18 protein-coding genes are annotated in these 18702 nt (G+C 70.2%); 7 read left to right on the top strand and 11 right to left on the bottom strand.

The window, feature by feature from the left end; all coding sequences use genetic code 11:
- A partial coding sequence (locus ACVNF4_RS18265) for an ABC transporter substrate-binding protein (protein ID WP_461803894.1) occupies nucleotides 1–900 on the bottom strand: 900 nt, incomplete at its 3' end.
- 305 nt (nucleotides 901–1205) lie between these two features.
- On the opposite strand from ACVNF4_RS18265, the gene ACVNF4_RS18260 reads away from it, so the two are divergent.
- Genes ACVNF4_RS18260 through ACVNF4_RS18245 form a run of 4 tightly spaced genes read left to right on the top strand, consistent with a single transcriptional unit; the run spans nucleotide 1206 to nucleotide 5023 of the window.
- Nucleotides 1206–1478, top strand: coding sequence for a hypothetical protein (locus ACVNF4_RS18260; protein ID WP_461803893.1), 273 nt, complete (start codon nucleotides 1206–1208; stop codon nucleotides 1476–1478).
- Between the two features lie 25 nt (nucleotides 1479–1503).
- A complete protein-coding gene (locus ACVNF4_RS18255; protein ID WP_461803892.1) occupies nucleotides 1504–2337 on the top strand; it encodes a hypothetical protein in 834 nt (277 codons plus the stop codon).
- Nucleotides 2337–4259, top strand: a complete 1923-nt coding sequence (locus ACVNF4_RS18250; protein ID WP_461803891.1) for a fumarate reductase/succinate dehydrogenase flavoprotein subunit — start codon at nucleotides 2337–2339, stop codon at nucleotides 4257–4259. Before ACVNF4_RS18255 ends, ACVNF4_RS18250 begins: the two co-directional genes overlap by 1 nt.
- Nucleotides 4256–5023, top strand: coding sequence for a succinate dehydrogenase/fumarate reductase iron-sulfur subunit (locus ACVNF4_RS18245; RefSeq protein WP_461803890.1), 768 nt, complete (start codon nucleotides 4256–4258; stop codon nucleotides 5021–5023). The genes ACVNF4_RS18250 and ACVNF4_RS18245 overlap by 4 nt, the downstream gene beginning before the upstream one ends.
- Here ACVNF4_RS18245 and ACVNF4_RS18240 read toward each other — a convergent pair.
- The 8 genes from ACVNF4_RS18240 to ACVNF4_RS18205 form a co-directional block, all read right to left on the bottom strand.
- Complete coding sequence (locus tag ACVNF4_RS18240) at nucleotides 5020–5943, bottom strand: class I SAM-dependent methyltransferase (protein WP_461803889.1); 924 nt, start codon at nucleotides 5941–5943, stop codon at nucleotides 5020–5022. The two genes, ACVNF4_RS18245 and ACVNF4_RS18240, sit on opposite strands and share 4 nt — an antisense overlap.
- Nucleotides 5944–6071: 128 nt before the next feature.
- On the bottom strand, nucleotides 6072–7019 hold the full coding sequence (locus ACVNF4_RS18235) for a phosphotransferase (protein ID WP_461803888.1): 948 nt from the start codon (nucleotides 7017–7019) through the stop codon (nucleotides 6072–6074).
- A 140-nt stretch (nucleotides 7020–7159) separates the two neighbouring features.
- Nucleotides 7160–9889 carry a SpoIIE family protein phosphatase gene (locus ACVNF4_RS18230; RefSeq protein WP_461803887.1) on the bottom strand — a complete coding sequence of 910 codons (2730 nt, stop codon included), beginning with the start codon at nucleotides 9887–9889 and terminating at the stop codon, nucleotides 7160–7162.
- Nucleotides 9890–10147: 258 nt separating this feature from the next.
- A complete protein-coding gene (locus ACVNF4_RS18225; RefSeq protein WP_461803886.1) occupies nucleotides 10148–10555 on the bottom strand; it encodes an ATP-binding protein in 408 nt (135 codons plus the stop codon).
- 163 nt (nucleotides 10556–10718) lie between these two features.
- Complete coding sequence (locus tag ACVNF4_RS18220; RefSeq protein ID WP_461803885.1) at nucleotides 10719–11129, bottom strand: (deoxy)nucleoside triphosphate pyrophosphohydrolase; 411 nt, start codon at nucleotides 11127–11129, stop codon at nucleotides 10719–10721.
- Nucleotides 11130–11156: 27 nt separating this feature from the next.
- Nucleotides 11157–11351 (bottom strand): SPOR domain-containing protein, encoded by a 195-nt coding sequence (locus ACVNF4_RS18215; RefSeq protein WP_461803884.1) that lies wholly within the window; start codon nucleotides 11349–11351, stop codon nucleotides 11157–11159.
- Nucleotides 11352–11545: 194 nt separating this feature from the next.
- Nucleotides 11546–12298 carry a GntR family transcriptional regulator gene (locus tag ACVNF4_RS18210; RefSeq protein WP_461803883.1) on the bottom strand — a complete coding sequence of 251 codons (753 nt, stop codon included), beginning with the start codon at nucleotides 12296–12298 and terminating at the stop codon, nucleotides 11546–11548.
- Between the two features lie 154 nt (nucleotides 12299–12452).
- Nucleotides 12453–13613 (bottom strand): DUF4190 domain-containing protein, encoded by a 1161-nt coding sequence (locus ACVNF4_RS18205; RefSeq protein ID WP_461803882.1) that lies wholly within the window; start codon nucleotides 13611–13613, stop codon nucleotides 12453–12455.
- Nucleotides 13614–13678: 65 nt separating this feature from the next.
- On the opposite strand from ACVNF4_RS18205, the gene ACVNF4_RS18200 reads away from it, so the two are divergent.
- Nucleotides 13679–13876, top strand: a complete 198-nt coding sequence (locus tag ACVNF4_RS18200) for a hypothetical protein (protein ID WP_461803881.1) — start codon at nucleotides 13679–13681, stop codon at nucleotides 13874–13876.
- Between the two features lie 42 nt (nucleotides 13877–13918).
- Here ACVNF4_RS18200 and ACVNF4_RS18195 read toward each other — a convergent pair whose 3' ends face one another.
- On the bottom strand, nucleotides 13919–16087 hold the full coding sequence (locus tag ACVNF4_RS18195) for a DEAD/DEAH box helicase (protein ID WP_461803880.1): 2169 nt from the start codon (nucleotides 16085–16087) through the stop codon (nucleotides 13919–13921).
- 275 nt (nucleotides 16088–16362) lie between these two features.
- On the opposite strand from ACVNF4_RS18195, the gene ACVNF4_RS18190 reads away from it, so the two are divergent.
- Both ACVNF4_RS18190 and ACVNF4_RS18185 read left to right on the top strand, forming a co-directional pair.
- Nucleotides 16363–16614 (top strand): hypothetical protein, encoded by a 252-nt coding sequence (locus ACVNF4_RS18190; protein WP_461803879.1) that lies wholly within the window; start codon nucleotides 16363–16365, stop codon nucleotides 16612–16614.
- Nucleotides 16611–17000 (top strand): PIN domain-containing protein, encoded by a 390-nt coding sequence (locus tag ACVNF4_RS18185; RefSeq protein ID WP_461803878.1) that lies wholly within the window; start codon nucleotides 16611–16613, stop codon nucleotides 16998–17000. The genes ACVNF4_RS18190 and ACVNF4_RS18185 overlap by 4 nt, the downstream gene beginning before the upstream one ends.
- A 302-nt stretch (nucleotides 17001–17302) precedes the next feature.
- Here the strand turns inward: ACVNF4_RS18185 and ychF are convergent, their stop codons facing one another.
- Entirely contained in the window at nucleotides 17303–18391 is a 1089-nt protein-coding gene (ychF, locus tag ACVNF4_RS18180) for a redox-regulated ATPase YchF (RefSeq protein WP_461803877.1), read from the bottom strand.
- Nucleotides 18392–18702 lie beyond the last annotated feature (311 nt).

Below are 18702 nucleotides of genomic sequence, written 5' to 3'. Positions count from 1 at the left end.
CGCGCCGGAGAGGGGGCCGCCGGTGCCCTTGGCGGCCTCGGTGATGCGGGAGGCGTCGGCGGGGTCGATGTCGGCGAGGTCGACGGTGCCCGCGGCGAGGGCGGCGGCCCGCTTCGCGCGCGGGACGGCGGTGAGGTCGATCTCGGACAGCTTCGCGGGGCGGCCCCACCAGCGGGCGTTGCGGGTGAGCTTGACGAGGTGCTTCTTGCGGTCGACCTCGGTGAGCGCGAACACCCCGGCGGTGACCTTGAGTTTGCGGCGCGCTCCGTCGTTGAAGGCGTCCGGGGTGCCCATGACGTCCTTCGGGTACAGCGGGGAGAACAGGGACTGCCAGTCGGCGTACGGGCGGCTGAAGGTGACCCGCACTTCGAGGTCGTTGGCGCCGCGCTCGACCTTCTCGATGCGGTCGTACCCGGCGTTGCGGGCCGTCCAGTACGCGGAGTCCTTGCCGGACAGGGCACGCCACTGGGCGGCGAAGTCGGCGGCGCCGATCTCCCGGCCGTCGCTCCACACGGCCTGCTGGTTCAGCCGGTACAGCACGACCTGCTTGGGCTCGGTCTCGACGACCTTCGCGGACTCCAGGTAGTCGGCGTCGCGCTGCGGGCGGCCCTGGGCGTCGAGGCGGTACATCGCGGGCAGGACGGCCTGGGCGACGCGGGTGGTGGTGGCGGTGGCGTCGGACTGGAAGGCGTTGAAGGTGTCGGGGACCTCGTCGACGGCCCAGCGCAGGGTGCCGCCGTCGGCGACGAGGGCTCGGCCGGCCGGGGAGATCTGCTGGACGGCGAGGGGCTTGCCCGCCTCGTCCTCGGCGCCGCAGCCGGTGAGGAGGGGGACGGCTAGCGCGCTCGCGGTGAGGAAGGCGAGCGAGCGCGTGATCGCGCGGTTGCTGACGTCGGACATCGCTGTTACCTCCGGCTCCGCGGACCGCTCACGCGGATCTTCGACATAAAGTCCGATCAACTCCTGATCGGATGTACGGGTGGACGTACGCCGCCACTGAAGAGGAAGGGGCCCGGGGAGGGCTCCCGACACGACGGAGGCCGGGGAGAAGGCCACCCGCACGGCGCAATGCCCCGGCGCACATCGGATCCCGTGCGCCCCACGCGCCACCCAATCCGTGCACACCGCTTCCCAGCGGTGGGTGTGACGCGCGACACTCGCAGGCGCATGAACGTCATGTCCGCCCACGGAAGTGAGGTTGCGTCATGTCCGTGCACGACGAACTGACGTCGGTCGAGCGCTGTCTCGAAGACCTGCTGCGCGCCGTGGGCCGGCTGGAGAAGCAGGCCGACCCCGGCTCGCTGGAGCTGCGCCGCGTCCGCTCCGACGCGAACCACCTGCGCGAGAGCCTGGCGCTCCTGCGCGAGACGACGCCCGCCCCGCCCCGCCGTCCCGACCTGCTCCCCATCTCCGACACCCCGTACGACAGCACCCTGTGGACGGACTCGGACGACGAGGGAGTGGGCAACCGCCACTGAACCTGCACACCGACGGGAGTCATCCTTGGCAACCGACACGGAACCCGGTACGGACCCCAGTTCATCCCGGGGCGGCGTCCACGCCCCGACCCGCGCGGCGATCACGGCCCCCCATCTGCGCACGGACCGCTGGTGGCTGGCGCCCGCCGCCACGGCCGCGGGGCTCCTCGCGTTCGTCGTGTACTCGACGTGGCGGGCGTTCGCGAACGCCGACTACTACGCGGCGCCCTACGTCTCGCCGTTCTACTCGCCGTGCCTCGCGGAGAACTGCGCCCCGATGCGCTCGGGGCCCAACACCGAGCTGTTCGGGGGCTGGTGGGGGCTGTCCCCCGCGATCCTGATCCTCGTCTTCCCGCTGGGCTTCCGGCTGACCTGCTACTACTACCGCAAGGCGTACTACCGGGGCTTCTGGGCGTCACCGCCCGCCTGCGCGGTCGCCGAACCGCACGCGAAGTACTCCGGCGAGACACGGTTCCCGCTCATCCTCCAGAACCTGCACCGGTACTTCTTCTACGCGGCGCTCGCGGTCGCCGGGATCCTCACCTACGACACGGTCCTCTCGTTCCGCGACGAGCACTACAACTGGGGCCACATGGGCCTGGGTTCCCTGGTCTTCCTCGTCAACATCACGCTGATCTGGGCCTACACGCTCTCCTGCCACTCCTGCCGGCACATCGTCGGCGGCAAGCTGAGGCACTTCTCCAAGCATCCGGTGCGGTACCGGGCCTGGCAGTTCGTGGGCAAGCTGAACAACCGTCACATGCTGCTGGCCTGGGCCTCGTTGGTGAGTGTCGGTGTCGCCGACTTCTACGTGTACCTGGTCTCGTCCGGCGTTTTCGATGATCCGAGGTTTTTCTGATGTCCGTGGTCGACCGGCAGGAGTGGGACGTCGTCGTCATCGGGGCCGGCGGCGCTGGGCTGCGGGCCGCGATCGAGGCGCGTGAACGGGGTGCGCGGACGGCCGTCATCTGCAAGTCGCTGTTCGGCAAGGCGCACACGGTGATGGCCGAGGGCGGAATCGCGGCGGCGATGGGGAACGTCAATTCGGGGGACGACTGGCAGGTCCACTTCCGGGACACCATGCGCGGCGGCAAGTTCCTCAACCAGTGGCGGATGGCCGAGCTGCACGCCCGCGAAGCACCGGACCGGGTCTGGGAGTTGGAGACCTGGGGCGCCCTCTTCGACCGCACGAAGGACGGCCGGATCTCGCAGCGCAACTTCGGCGGCCACGAGTACCCCCGCCTCGCGCACGTCGGCGACCGCACCGGCCTCGAACTCATCCGCACCCTGCAACAACGCGTCGTCGGCCTCCAGCAGGAGGACCACAAGGCGACCGGCGACTACGAGTCGAACCTGAAGGTCTTTCAGGAGCACACGGTCACAAGGCTGTTGAAATCCTCGGACGGCCGGATCTCCGGGGTGTTCGCGTACGACCGTGAGTCGGGGCGGTTCCTCGTGCTGGAGGCGCCGGCCGTCGTCATCGCGACCGGCGGCATCGGCAAGTCGTTCAAGGTGACGTCCAACTCCTGGGAGTACACCGGCGACGGACACGCCCTCGCGCTGCTCGCCGGGGCGCCGCTGCTCAACATGGAGTTCGTGCAGTTCCATCCGACCGGGATGGTCTGGCCGCCGTCCGTGAAGGGGATCCTCGTCACCGAGTCGGTGCGCGGGGACGGCGGGGTGCTGCGCAACTCCGAGGGCGAGCGGTTCATGTTCGACTACATCCCGGACGTCTTCAAGGAGAAGTACGCCGAGTCGGAGGCCGAGGGCGACCGCTGGTACGACGACCCCGACAACAACCGTCGCCCGCCTGAGCTGTTGCCGCGCGACGAGGTGGCCCGCGCGATCAACTCCGAGGTCAAGGCGGGCCGGGGGTCCCCGCACGGCGGGGTCTTCCTCGACGTCTCCACCCGGATGCCGGCCGACGTGATCCGGCGCCGGCTGCCGTCCATGTACCACCAGTTCAAGGAACTCGCCGACGTCGACATCACCTCCGAGGCCATGGAGGTCGGGCCCACCTGCCACTACGTCATGGGCGGCATCGCCGTCGACTCCGACACGGCCGCCGCACGCGGGGTGCCGGGGTTGTTCGCGGCGGGGGAGGTCGCGGGCGGCATGCACGGCTCCAACCGCCTCGGCGGCAACTCCCTCTCCGACCTCCTGGTGTTCGGGCGGCGAGCGGGCTGGCACGCGGCGAACTACGTGGACGACCTGGAGACACGGCCGGTGACAGCTCAGGGGGCGGTGGAGGGGGCGGCTGCGGAGGCGCTCAGGCCGTTCTCGGCGGAGGAGGGGGTGGCGGCGGGGGACGCCCCCGAGAACCCCTACACCCTCCACCAGGAACTCCAGCAAGCCATGAACGACCTCGTCGGCATCATCCGCCGCGAGGGAGAGATGGCCCAAGCTCTGGAGAAGCTGGCCCAGTTGAGGGTCAGGGCACGTCGCGCCGGGGTCGAGGGGCATCGGCAGTTCAACCCGGGGTGGCACCTCGCTCTGGACCTGCGGAACATGCTGCTGGTGAGTGAGTGCGTGGCGCGGGCGGCGCTGGAGCGGACGGAGTCGCGGGGCGGTCATACCCGCGAGGACCACCCGACGATGGAGCGGTCCTGGCGCAACGTCAATCTGATCTGCGAACTCCGCGACGAAGCAGGCGAGTTGACCGAGCGTGACCAGATCGCCCTGACCCGTGAGACGACCACCCCGATCCGCCCGGACCTGCTCGCCCTGTTCGACAAGGAGGAGCTGGTCAAGTACCTCGCCGAGGAGGAGCTGTACGAATGAGCGGCTACGAGGCCCGTTTCAGGGTGTGGCGGGGTGACACGGGAGGCGGCGGCCTGGCGGACTTCACGGTCGAGGCCAACGAGGGCGAGGTGGTCCTGGACATCATCCACCGCCTCCAGGCGACCCAGGCCCCGGACCTGGCCGTCCGCTGGAACTGCAAGGCGGGCAAGTGCGGTTCGTGCTCGGCGGAGATCAACGGCCGCCCCCGGCTGATGTGCATGACCCGCATGTCGGTGTTCGAGCGGACGGAGACCATCACCGTCACCCCGCTGCGGGCCTTCCCCGTGGTCCGTGACCTGGTGACGGACGTCGGCTTCAACTACCAGAAGGCCAGGGAGGTTCCGGCGTTCGTGCCACCGCCGGAGCTGGGGCCCGGCGAGTACCGGATGACGCAGGAGGACGTGGACCGCCCGCAGGAGTTCCGCAAGTGCATCGAGTGCTTCCTGTGCCAGGACACCTGTCATGTCGTCCGGGACCACGAGGAGAACAAGACGGCGTTCGCGGGCCCCCGATTCCTCATGCGGGTCGCGGAGTTGGACATGCATCCGCTGGACGCGGCCGAGGAGTCCGGCCTGGACCGCAAACGCACGGCCCAGGACGAACACGGCCTCGGCTACTGCAACATCACCAAGTGCTGCACGGAGGTGTGCCCCGAGGGCATCCACATCACCGACAACGCGCTGATCCCGTTGAAGGAACGGGCCGTTGACCGCAAGTACGACCCGCTGGTGTGGCTGGGCAGCAAGATCCGCCGCAGGAGTTAGTCCTTCTTCGCCCGCAGGTACCCCGAGTGCGCCACGGACCCGAGGAACTCAAGCCGCGTCTCCCCGGCCATGTGCTTCTCGAACGCCTCTTTGATCCCAGGCCACTTGGGGTGCCCGAAGTCGTCGAGGACGACGATCCCGCCCGGCGCGATGATCTCCTCGACCCACTCCAGATCCTGCGCGACGCCGTTCGCGGAGTGGTCGCCGTCCACGATGACGACCCCGTACTCGCGGTCGGAGACGAGCGCACGGACCTCGGGGTCCTCGGAGAAGCCCTGCTGGATCCGGGCGGCGGTCCCGGCCGCACCGGCCAGCGCGAGGTTCGTGCGGACAGCCGCCCCGCGCACCGGCGTGCCCGTCGCGTCGTCGCCCATCGTGGTGCCCGGCTGGAGCTGCGTGCCGGCCAGCGGGTCGACGATCGTGAGCCTCGGGTCGCGGCCCGCGCGCTCCAGCATGCGGATGAGGGCGGCGCTGAACATGCCGTACAGCGTGCCGATCTCCAGGACGTCGTCGTTCGGCGGGTCGAGGAGGGGGACGGCGGAGAGCTTGCCGACGATGTTCATCGTGCCGCCCGCGATCCGGCCGACGCCGAGCGCCTCGACGGCGATGAGCAGGCGGAACGCCTGGGCGACGGCACGCTCGGCGCCGTCCCGGTCCCCGGTGACGACGGTCAGCTCACCGATCGCCTTGTCGAGGTGCTCCCCGCCCGGCATCCGGGAGACGCCGCGCCCCGTGCCGTCGAAGAACAGCTCCATCGGGCGCTGGCGATCGCGCAGCCGCTTCAGCTCCCGCTGGATGTCCGCCGCGGGGCCGGCGCTCTTCACGGCCTTGCGGACCTGCCGCTCGATGCGCTGGTCGATGAGTTCTGCGGCCGGGCGCAGTGCGCGACGGACGGCCTTGCTGGTGAGTAGCGATCGCATCAGGGGAGCATCCTCACAGAGTTAGGAGATGTGGACGCTAGGGTGTGCGCAGGGGCCGCACAACAAACAGGCGAACCCCGGGCAATGAAGCCGACATGAAATTCCGGTGAAGGATTTGGCGGCCGGTTTCAGGAGGCCCCGTTCAGGAGACGCAGCAGCTCTCCCAAGTTGTACTCCGCGATCCCCCGCATGAACTCCGGGTTCGGAAAATCTCCCCTGATCAGCGTCAACGGACCGCTCACCAGGCCGAGATGCATGCACAGCCGGTAGAACAGGAGTCTGTCGCCATCCAGTTCGGGCCGCCACAGCCGCTCGTACCGGTCCCCGAACCTGAGCCTCAAAAAAACGTGCTCCTGCTCCACGTCGAAGTACATCAGCCCCTCGATGTCGATCAGCACCGGCTCGCCGTCCGCCGTCAACAGCACATGATCCGCGCCGAGTTCCCCATGGATGAGCGCGTACCGGCTCCGGGGCTCGATCACCGCGTACAACTCCTCGATCCGCTCGGTGAGGCGCTCACGCACAGCCGCGAGGCGCGGCTCCAGCACCACGCCCTTGGCCAGTTCCCTCAACGCCCCGTCCCGGACGACCTGTTCGCAAGAGGTCCCGTCGGAAGTACCCCCCGCGTCCACGAGGCCGACCTTCCCGTACCGGGGCCCCTCATGGACGTGCATGACCCGCAGGGCCTCCGACAGCCGGTCAAGTGCCGGATGGTCAGGGCTACTTCGCAGCGCGTCCTCCAGCGTCCCTCCAGTGACGTCCTCGACGACGACCGCGTCCGTCCCGACGTGCAGCACACGGGGGCTGCGCACACCGACGGCCGTGAGGCGGTCGTGGGCGGCGAGGAGGAGGTCGAGTCCGGTGGCGGAGGACTGGTCGCCGTCCCAGTAGCTCTCGTTCGGCGACCAGACATAGGCGACAGCGGTGGAGCCGTCGTCCAAGTGGAGCCGGTAGACGCCCTTCCTGGAGCCGCCGTGCATGCGTTCGGAGCCGATGAGCCGCCGGTGGGGGCCGAAGGCTTCGAGGGTGAGGGGGGTGAGGTCGGAGGTGCCGAGGTGTCGGCGGGGAGAGATCACGCCGGAGCCTCTCGAAGAAACTCCGGCGGCCCCAACCTGTTTATTTAGGGGCGCGGGGAACTGCGCATCTTTTAGGGGCGCGGGGAACTGCGCGAACGAGCCCCACCGGCCCGCACCCGCCGAACCCTCGCAACCACCCCCTAGAACAGGCTCAACAACGCCTCGGCAGGATCAACCGGAGTCGACCCCCCATCCGGCAACGGCAGTTCGAACCACACCGTCTTCCCCCGGGGCGTCCGCCGAGACCCCCAAGCCGCAGAAAGCAGCCCAACCAGTTGGAGCCCCCTCCCCCCCTCGTCCGTGTCCCGCGCCCGCCGCCGCCGAGGCTGCACCAACCCGGCGTCCCACACCTCGCACACCAGTGTCCGGTCGAGGAGCAGCCGAAGCCGGATCTCCCCCTCCCCATAGCGCAACGCGTTGGTGACCAGCTCGCTGACGAGCAACTCGGTGGTGTCGACGAGGGGTTCGAGGTCCCAGCTCACGAGCTGCGCGCGAGCGTACTCCCGGGCCCGCCCCACGCTCCGGGGTTCACGGGGCAGCGTCCAGTCCCCGACGGAGTCGGCGGGCAGCCCCTGAACCCGCGCCATCAACAGCGCGATGTCGTCCTCGCCGTGGTGGGAGTCGAGGGTGTTGAGGACGTGATCGCAGACGTCCTCCAACTGCTCGGCGGGGTCGGTGAGCGCACCGACGAACGCCTGGAGCCCCTCGTCGAGCGGGTGATCGCGGGACTCCACGAGCCCGTCCGTGTAGAGCGCGAGCAACGCCCCCTCGGGCAGGTCGACTTCGACCTCCTCGAACGGCTCCCCGCCGACCCCGAGCGGCATCCCGGGCGGCACGTCCAGCATGAGCGCGGGCTCGCCGGGTTCGACGATCACCGGCGGCAGATGACCGGCGTTGGCGAACGTACAGCGGCGCGTGACGGAGTCGTACACGGCGTACACGCACGTCGCGAGGTACACCTCGGAGAGGTCCGCCTCCCGGGGCCGCCGGGCCGCACGGGTCGCCTGCTGGACACCTCCCGGCGTCCCGAGGCCGCGGGCGATCTCGTCCAACGCGGCGAGGACTTCCGCCGGTTCGAGGTCGAGCAGCGCCAACGTCCGCACGGCGGTGCGGAGTTCCCCCATGGCGACGGCGGCTCTCAGCCCGCGTCCCATGACGTCCCCGACGACCAACGCGGTCCGGTGACCGGGGAGTTCGATGACGTCGAACCAGTCCCCGCCGACCTCGCTGGGCCGCCCGGTCGCCGCGTTGCCCGGCAGATAGCGGCAGGCGATGTCGAGCCCGGAGGCGACGGGGTCGCCCGGCGGCAGCAGCGACCGTTGCAGTATCAGCGCGCGTTCCCGCTCGCGCCGGTACAGCCGCGCGTTGTCGATGGAGACGGCGGCCCGCGCGGACAGTTCGACCGCGAGGTCCCGGTCCCGGTCCCCGAACGGCTCGCTCCCCTTCGTCCGGGAGAACTGCGCGAGTCCGACGACGGTGTCGTGCGCGACCATCGGCACGGCCAGCGTGGACTGCACGAGCCCGCCCTCGGCGCCGGGGATGTGCTGGGGCCGCGCGGTGCGCAGGGCGTCCGCACGGGTGGACGTGAACGGAAAGTGGTGGACGGCGCCGACCGGGATCGGGGTGCCGCCGGTCGCGGAGAACGGGACGTCGGAGACCGCCGACGCGAAGGCGACGCGGCGGAGTTCGGCGCTGCCGTCGGCGAGTCCGGGCGGGGTCTCGTCACCGGCGAGGAGGCCCTGGTAGAGGTCGACGGTCGCGAGGTCGCAGAAGCCGGGGACGACGACGTCGAGGAGTTCGCGGGCCGTCGTCTCCAGGTCGAGGGAGTTGCCGATGCGGGCGCCCGCCTCGTTCAGCAGGGCGAGGTTGCGGCGGGCCGCCGCCGCCTCGCGGGCCGCGGCCCGGCGCGCGGTGATGTCGGTGCCGAGCCAGGCGATGCCGATCGGCCGTCCGCTGCCGCTGTGGACGCGGTACAGGTTGATCGACCAGTGCCGGCGTTCCTGGGAGCCCGGGACGAACCCGGTGACGTGCATGTCGGTGATCGACTCGCCGGTCCGCAGGACCCGGCGCAGTATCGCGGTGACCCGCTCGGCCTCGGACCGGTGCAGATAGTCGGCGACGCCCTTGCCTCTGTGGTCGTCCGGGACCCCTCCGAACAGCGACGCGAACCGCGCGTTCGCCCGCCGGATCTTCAGCTCCGGGTCGATCAGCAGGAACCCGAACGGGGTTTGGCCGAAAATCGACTGCGACGCGGCGAGGTCGGTCTCGATGCTGCGCAGCGTGCGGACGTCGACGACGACGCAGACGGCGGCCCGGTCACCGTCCGCCGTGGTCGTCGGCATGACGTACACCTCGGCGAGACCCCGCTCGCCGTCCGGCGACCTGAACGGCACGACGCCGGTCCACTCCCGGCCGTCGAGGATCTCCGCCATCTTCCGCTGCCCGTGTTCACGCAGGTCAGGGTCTACGAAGGCGTGGATCGGGTCCATTCCGACGGCGCGCTCGGCGGGGATGCCGAAGATCTGCTCGGCACGCAGGCTCCACTGGCCGACCAGCCCGTCGGGGCCGATGGAGAAGGAGGCGACGCGGATGTAGTCGTAGATGGAGCCCGGCGGGCTGCTCTGCCAGACGGCGTCGACGGACGGGATGTCGGAGAGGGCGGAGGGGGTGACGAGGCCGGGGGTGCGGGGGGTGACGTCACGCGCTGTGCCGTCCACGGTGTCACCCGTGGCGTCGGGTACGCCTGATCGAGGCCCGTCGGCACCGGGGCGGGCGGCCCCGGCGGCATCGTCGAAGCCGCCTGCGGCGTCCGTCCTCGCGGCGTCCGACGGGTCATGCGACTCCGTGGCCTTCGCTGGTATCTCGCTCACGCGATCCGTCCCCTCCAGCTCACCGCGCCCGGTACGGGTCACCAGGGGCGGCTGCCCGCAGTATCCAGCACTACGGGGCCGCTCGGCACGGTGTTCACGATCACAGCACGGTCCAGGCGTTTTTTGGACCGTTCCGCTCCCACACTTCCACTCTTCTAACCAGCGGACACACCCTCGAACCACCCGGAGCGGCACGAGTCGGTGGCCGAAAACCGACTCCGGGTGCCGACAGCGTCGTCCGGAGCGTGTTTCCGCAGGTCATTCGGGTACCGCCAGTTCGAACCAGACGGTCTTCCCGGCAGCGTCCGGACGTGTGCCCCAACGGCTCGACGCGGACGCGAGGAGCTGAAGGCCCCGGCCGCTCTCGTCCTCCGGGCGGGGGGCGCGTTCACGGGGCGGGTCGGGGAGCGGGTCGGAGACCTCGACGACGAGGACGTCACCGAGGCCTGCGGGGCGGACGAGCCTGAGGCCGATGGGGCCCGTGGCGTGCCGCAGGGAATTGGTCACCAACTCACTGACGAGCAGCACCGCGACGTCGCTCAGGCTCTCCAGCCGCCAGCCGCGCAGTTTCCCCCGGACGACCGCACGCGCCGCGCGCACCGCCCCCGGGTCCGCGGGGAACGTCCACTCGGCGCAGTCGCCTTCGGTGTCGATCACTCCGATCACTTCCCAGCCCAGCGAGGTGCACCATGTCCGATTTCATGGGTTTGGTGGCCACATACCCGATATCGCATCTCGCTTACCGCCCGACCTGGCGCACAGTGGCACGAACGGCGTACACCCCGCCCCCGCGCTCCGGCACGCACCGCCCGCCGGCCCCTCACACGCCTCACTCCACCCCCGCGGTCATCCTCTCCACCACGTCCCGCACCGCCGGCACGTCCTGTTCCAGCCAGTCCACGTCCCACACCTGCTCAGGCGTCAGCCAGCGCAGGTCGTCATGGTCCTCCAGCGGGGCGGGCCGAGGAGAGCCGGGGCGCAGCCGGGCGAGGTAGGCGTGCAGGACGTACGGCGGACGCAGGGTCCACTCCCCCGGCACCCGCTCCCCCGCCTCCGCGTCGACGCCGAGTTCCTCGCGCAGTTCCCGCACGAGCGCGTCCTCGGGCTTCTCCCCCGGCTCCACCTTGCCGCCGGGCAGCTCCCACCGCCCGGCCAGCTCAGGGGGTGCGCTCCGGCGCGCGGCGAGCAGCCGTCCGCCGTCCAGCAGCGCCGCTCCGACCACCACGATCCGCTCCGTCATGCGCGGGAGCCTACGGGAGCCGGGGGGTCAGTTGCGGGTCGGGTCTCCGTGCTGGCCCGCCTGCTCCACCCAGTACAGCTGCCGGTGGCCGGTGTCGTCGAGGCTGTCGGCGATCTCCTGGGCCTCGGCGCGCGTCGCGTAACGGCCCACGCGGTAGCGGTTGCCGTTGTCGTCCTGACGTATGACGAGCCAGGGCAGGGAGATGGTGCTGCCGTCGGTCATCGCGCTCCTCCGCCTCTCACGCCCGCCCCACCCGCTGAGGAAACCGCAATACGCATATGCCCGAGCCTACGCCCTACCTTCACGCAGCGAATACGGCTTTTCACCAAGAGGCGCGCAACAAGCCAGCATCGACCGGAAATGGAGGGAGAAAGAGGGGGTGTGAGGGGGAGTGAGGGGGAGTGAGAGGGAGGGGCCTACCTCACCGGCAGGTGGTACGCCACGCGGTACCGGTCGGCCGGGATCACCACGTCCGCCGTCTCGACCGCGCGCCCCGACGCGTAGTACGTCCGCTGCACGACGATCACCACGTGCCCCGGCACACCCCCGAGGGCGTGCAGTTCGTCGGCGAGGCCGGGCCGCGCGCCGACCTCCTCCGCGACGTTGTCGACGATGACGTCGATCGCGCGCATCCGCTCGACGACGCCCATCCCGCCGAGGGGCCCCTCCTCGGGCAGCATGACGGGCGTGCGCCCCGTGAGCGCGAGGGGCTCCCAGGACGTGGACAGCATCATCGTCCGCCCCGACTCGCGGAAGACGTACTTCGTGCGCATGACACGCTCGCCCGCCTCGATGCCGAGCCGCACGGCGACCCCGGCGTCCGCCTCGAACTGCTCGCTGCTGGACTCCCAGGTGCCCCGGACGTCCACCTCGGCCTGCTCCTGCCGGAAGGGTGTCGCACCGCCGACGGGACGGAAGCCGGAGCGGGCGATGCGGCGCGGGACCGGCCGCTCGCGGACGTACGTCCCGGAACCGGAGCGGCCCTCGACCAGGCCCTCGGCCATCAGGACCTTGCGCGCCTCCAGCGCGACCGTGTCCGAGACGCCGTACTCCTCGCGGATCCGCGCCTGGGACGGCAGGCGGGTGTGTGGCGGGAGCGAACCGTCGGCGATCTTCTTGCGCAGATCACCCGCGACCCTCAGATACGCCGGCTGCTCACCGAAAGTCACTGGCCGCTCCCATCAGGTTTTACAGACAGCTACAGCCTGGCAACCGTGGGTTCCTCCATGCAAGCAAAGGCCAGAGAACCACTCGATGTGATGACAAAACCGGGGGTGGCCCTTTACGCAGGCACTTTCTCCCCGGTATAGCCGCTTTCACACCTCAGACGTCTGCCCTGTCACCGGTACCCGCCGCAGACGCCGGGGGCGTCACCGCCAGCCCCAGCGCGCTACGGGCGCCGATCGTCGACGCGCCGTCCAGAAACTCGAATCCGACGTCGTAGTGCTCGTAGAACGTGCCCTCGTCGTCGGCCGCCGCCATCTTGCGCCAGGACTCCCGGGCCGTGCGGAGGTCCTTGACCAGGCGGTCGACCGGGCCCTGTGCGGCGGCGGTCCAGTCGTGCGCCGCCAGGGCCGCCGCCTGGTGCCCGATGGCGTCACGGACCTCGGCGGCCCAGACCTTGTTGGCCTCCAGGTCCTCGTCCGCGTACTCCTCGGGCTCGGCGTAGAGGGCGTCGTCGATCGCGGACATCGCCTGGAGGAAGGCGACTTGGGCGTCGTCGAGGTTGGTGTCGTCGCGGCGCAGCGAGCCGGTGAGAGTGCGGCCGAGGTCGCTGTGGGCGAAGACGCAGGTGATCGCGCGGTCGCCGGACTCCCAGCCGGTGCGGCCCGGCAGCAGGGTGTACCAGTCGGCGTCGTCCGGCACGGCCCAGGGGTCCATCGCGTAGCCGGGCTTCAGCGCGGCGCACTTCTCGTTGCCGACGTCCCGCAGCTTCGCGCGCCCCGGGAAGTCCTCCTCGTCCACCGGGACGACGCCGAAGATCTCGGCGTCGTGCGGGCGGGCGCAGTCGGTCTTGTCGACGTCGTACACGTCGCTGCCGATGGTGTCGCCCGGCGGCAGGTCGAAGCAGTCGCCGACACCGAGGGCGGAGACGGGAGTGACGCGGGCGGCGTCCTTGATCGCCTGCACGGCGTGGGAGCCGACGTTCGTCGTGAGCGCGACGAGCCACAGGGCGAGGCCGAGGGAGGACAGCACCGTCCCGCCGATCGCCATCGCCTTGCCGCGCTCGCCGCGCCTCTTGATCTGGACGAGCGCGATGACGCCGAGGACCAGCCCGACGGCAGGCAGAAAACACAGCAGGCCCAGCACGAGCGCCGCTATCGCCACCCCGTTGACCTGCGCGGACGGCCTGTACGGGCCCGGCCCGTACCCCCACGGCCGCGCCACCGCCACAGGCACCTTCGGCGGGACCTGTCCCGGCTCCGGGGCACGGAACGGGTTCTCCTGAGGCCCCTGGTGCTCGGGCGGCGGGGGTGTCGACACGGGTAGCGTGCTCCTGTTTCGGACGGTCCGTTTTTCACACGTGTGTGCGGGCGCATCGTATTCGCGTGACGGACGGGGGCGGAAACGTATATGCGTACGACCGTGAAGGCGCCGACGGGGCCGCCCGCGAGGAGCTGACGGCGGCAGTGGGCGTACCGGCCACCGAAGCGGCGTCCCTCGCGCGGGAGTTCCTCACAGTCCACCGCGAGACGGGGCTCGTGCTGGTGTCGGGGTGGGTGGGGCGGCCGGTGGAGTGGGGGTAGCGGGCGGCGCTCGCGTCGATCACTGAGGACCGCAGGCCCACCTCACTCCGCCGCCGTGAGCCCCTCGTCCGTCATCCCCAGGCGTGCCTGTTCCTCCTCGACTATCCGGCGGGCCAGCTCCGTGTCCGACACGTCGACCGCGTCCGGGGTGGATTCGGCCACGACGCTGCGGCGGGCGTAGGCGTCGAACAGGCGGGTCTTCTCCTCCAGCATCCGCACCATGCGTTCGTCCACTCCCCCGGTGGCGAGCAGGCGGTGCACCTGAACCGGCCTGACCTGGCCCATGCGGTGGGCTCTGGCGACCGCCTGATGCTCGATGGTCGGCTTGATCTGCGGCTCGCAGATGACGACGACGGAGGCGGCCTGGATGTTGAGGCCGACGCCGGCCGCCTGGATCTGTGCGAGGAGCACCGCTGGTCCCGGGGCGCCGGCGAAGTCGTCGACGATCTGCTGTCTGCGTCCTGCCGCGACGCTTCCGGTGAGCGGACCGAACACCGCGGTGCCGGTGGCGAGTGCTGCCCGCACCACTCCCAGCACGTCCTTAAAGTAGGAGAAGACCACCGTCTTCTGCCCGTTCTCGCCGGCCTCCTGGACGATCTCGCGGAGCCGGTCCAGCTTGGCCGACTTCTCCGGGCGCAGGTACGCGGCCCTGCGCATCGCCATGAAGTTTCCGGCGCGCACGGCGTCGCGGTACGCCTCTTCGTCCGACGCGCTCAACTCCCCCCACTCGTCGGTGTGCTGGAGACTGGGGAGTTCCGTCAGCACGTCCTCCTGGTTGCGCCTCAGGTAGACCGGGGCGACGGCTCTGCGGAAGGCGACCGAGCCCGCCAGGGCGTCCCGCTCTCCCAGGGAGTCCGCGACCCCCGCGTCGAGCATCCGGACCAGGTTGCGGAACTCCACGACCCGGTTCTCCATCGGGGTCCCGGACATGAAGAGGCTGCGCTCACAGCGCTCCGTCCACAGCGCGACCGTCTGGGACCGTTTGGCCTTCGGGTTCTTGACGGAGTGCGCCTCGTCGACGACGAGCAGTCCGACCTCCCCGCCGCCGGGCGCCGGAAAGCCGCGCAGCGCGTCGAACGTGGTCACCCCCACCCCGCCCCGCCCCTTCCAGTCGGCGAACGCGTAGTGCCGGTCGGGGCCGTGGAGCACCATGACGCGCAGGGCGCTGCGGGCCTCGATCTCCCGGGTCCAGTTCACGAGCACGCTCGCCGGGCAGACGACCATGAAGTGGCTCTGCCCTTCGGCGGCCAGGTGTGCCAGCACGGCGATCGCCTGGATGGTCTTCCCGAGGCCCATCTCGTCGCCGAGTATCACCTTGCGCTGCGCGAGGGCGAAGCGTGCGCCGAACTCCTGGTAGCCGCGCAGGGAGACCCGCCGGTGCGAGTCGTCGAGCTGCTGGGTCCGTACCCGCTCGGCGATCTCCTCCGGCAGGAAGCCTTCGACGGCGGCCGTGTCGGGCTGCCGGCCGGAGATCTCGGCGAGCAGGCTGTAGTACTCGGCGGAACGGAGTTCGAAGTCCACCCAGGCCGCGATGTCGGACGAGGGTCCGCGCAGCAGGTCCACCGATGCCTGGGCGAGCAGCTCGGGCAGGCCGGCCTGCTCCGCCTCGTCCACCACCGAGCGGATCTCGTCGACCGCCGCCAGGGCGCGCGCCCTCTTCTCCTGGCCCGCCAGCAGCATCCTGAAGCGCCCGGCGGCGGGTTTCGCGTCGGCCAGCAGCGGGCCGAGCCGCTCCGACAAGGCCACGGCCCGGTCCACCGCGCGCCGGGTCTCCGGCCCCGCCTCCACCAGAACCCGCAAGGCCAGCACGAGTGCGGTGGTCCTCGCCTCCTGCCGGTCCACATCGATGTGCACGGCCACCGTCTCCTGCACAGCCTCGGAAAGCCGTCGGGCCGCCGCAAGCATCTGATCGACAGTGCGCTGCCCCACCCCGGGAATCTGCCGCAGCCGATAGGGCCCCGCCTCAAGGACACCGCCTACTGTCGGCAGGCCGCTCTTCTCCACACTCCCCAGCCGCAGACGCCCTTCCGTGACGTCCTGCAACCGGGCGACGGGAATCGCCTCCAACTCCCGCTTCACCGCCGCGTCATGGATCGGCCCCAGCGCCGCCCGTACCGCGTCGACGGCCTTGGCGTGGTCATCGACCACCCCCCGCGCCGCCCCGTACAGCCGCACTCCCCTGGCAACCGCGTCCCGCTCCCCACGCCCCACCGGCCCCGCCCCTCTCTCACGCTTCCCGCATCTTCCCACCACGTGCATCGACCGTGCCGAATACCCATCCACTCCCGCCCTACCGCACTACGGTGCCGGTACAGCCTCCAAGAAGGTGCCGATCACTCAGGCGGAGCATGGCGCCTTCACGCCGCAAGATCTCGCAGCCGCTCGCGCTGACGTGGCCGACGCCTCTCGGTCCTTGAACGAGGAGGCGCAAGCAGCTTTCTTCCATCAGCTCTCCAGGCGGGTATACCCGATGTATTCTCTCAGTCATGGCACACACAACGATCAAGGTCGAGAGCAGCATCCGGGACCGGCTGGCGATCCTGGCCGCCGAGAAGGACACCACGATCGCAGGGCTCGTCGGCGAATTCGCCACGCACACCCTCACGCAGAGCGAGCGGGACGAGCAGGTCGCGAAGACCCTCGAAGTCCTCCAGGCTCTTTCCGGCTACGCCCCGGATCCGGAGCAGGACCGCGCAGCGGACGACGAGCTCACGCGCCGGCTCGGCAGCGCCGCGTGAACCCTGTCGCCCCTGTCGATGTAGTCCTCGACGACAGCGCACTGCTCGCTCTGGGCTCAGGCAACGTCCTGGCTTCCCGCCTTCTGTACCAGGCAGCCGAGACCGGGGCCTGGCGCATCCACGTCGCGCTTGCCACACTCGCCGAAGCGGACCGGGTACGCACCGGACTCGCCGGGCACCTCGGCATGCTCGACCAGGTGGTTTTTCATCCGCTCGATCTCGCCGCCGTCTTGGCCGCCTCGGGCCACGAGCGACCTCTGGGCTGGTGCCACACCCACCATGTGGCCATGCCCAGCCCCGAGCGCCTGGACGGCGCACGCGTCGCCACCGTCCAACCCAAGGACTGGTACGGGGTCGGCGTCCGCGTACTCGACCTCTCTCCCTGAGCGATCCGCCCGGCTCGGGGCGGACCTCACCCACTGGATATGCCCCCAGCGCTTCCCCAAGTGCACAGAATTCACCGGGCGATTGTCACGGCAAGCCGTCCGCGGGGCTACGGGGAGCGGGCACGGGCGGGGGGTGGCGAGCGCGGCCCTCGTCCTGAAGGCGGATGCGCCGCACCGCGAAGTCTTCAGCCAGAACCAGCACGAAACCAGCACCGGAAAAACCAAGGGGTCCAGCCTCGAAAGACTGGACCCCATTTGACCTGCATGTTTGCCAGATCAGCGATGTGATGCTAAGTCACGCACTACACGTTGAACCGGAACTCCACCACATCCCCGTCCTGCATCACATACTCCTTGCCCTCCATCCGCGCCTTCCCCTTCGCGCGAGCCTCCGCCACCGACCCCGTCTCCACCAGGTCGGCGAAGGAGATGACCTCCGCCTTGATGAAGCCCTTCTGGAAGTCGGTGTGGATGACGCCGGCGGCCTCGGGGGCGGTGGCGCCCTTCTTGATGGTCCAGGCGCGGGATTCCTTGGGGCCGGCGGTGAGGTAGGTCTGGAGGCCGAGGGTGGTGAAGCCGACGCGGGCGAGGGTGGCGAGGCCGGGTTCTTCGGCGCCCACCGATTCGAGGAGTTCCAGGGCGTCGGCCTCGTCGAGTTCCGCGAGGTCCGCCTCCAGCTTCGCGTTGAGGAAGATCGCCTCGGCGGGGGCGACGAGGGCGCGCTGCTCGTCCTTGAACGCGTCGTCCGTCAGCTCGTCCTCGTCCACGTTGAAGACGTAGAGGAACGGCTTGGCCGTGAGGAGGTGCAGGTCGTGGAGGAGTGCCGCGCGCTCACCGCCCTGGACGACACCCTCGGAGAACAGGGTGTCGCCGCGCTCCAGGATCTCCTTGGCCGCCTCGACGGCCGCGACCTTCGGCCCGACGTCCTTCTTGATCCGGGACTCCTTCTGGAGCCGGGGCAGGACCTTCTCGATGGTCTGGAGGTCGGCGAGGATCAGCTCGGTGTTGATCGTCTCGATGTCGTCCTTGGGCGAGACCTTGCCGTCGACGTGGACGACGTTCTCGTCCTTGAACGCGCGGATGACCTGGCAGATCGCGTCGGACTCACGGATGTTCGCGAGGAACTTGTTGCCGAGCCCCTCCCCCTCCGAGGCGCCGCGCACGATGCCCGCGATGTCGACGAAGTCGACGGTCGCCGGGAGGGTCTTCTGGGAGCCGAAGATCTCCGCGAGCTGGTCGAGGCGGGGGTCCGGGACGCCCACGACGCCGACGTTCGGCTCGATCGTGGCGAACGGGTAGTTGGCCGCCAGCACGTCGTTCTTGGTCAGGGCGTTGAACAGGGTCGACTTGCCGACATTCGGCAGACCGACGATTCCGATCGTGAGCGACACGTTGCGACTTCCCGTATGTGGAGAGGGCCAGGAGCCGGGGGCGGTACGGAAACCCGGCCGATCCCCCAGTCTAAGCCGTACCCGCCCCCACCCCGGCGGCCCTCTCGAACGCATGCCCAAGCCTGCTCCGACGGCGTGTCCCACGCCGGATTCTCCACATAAACAGACCTAAGTTGGACAGGTGCACCGACCCAGAGCCCCTCGTTCCCCGCGCACCCCCGCCGCGCCCCCGCCACCGGGCGGCCCGTACGCGGCCGACGCGGACGAGACGGGCCCGGGTGCACCGAGGAGCGGCGGCACCGGGACGACAC

It is taken from the genome of Streptomyces sp. S6 (assembly GCF_054880855.1).
The sequence above is the reverse complement of the archived record's forward strand: the minus strand, read 5'-3'. Positions and strand labels throughout refer to the sequence as shown.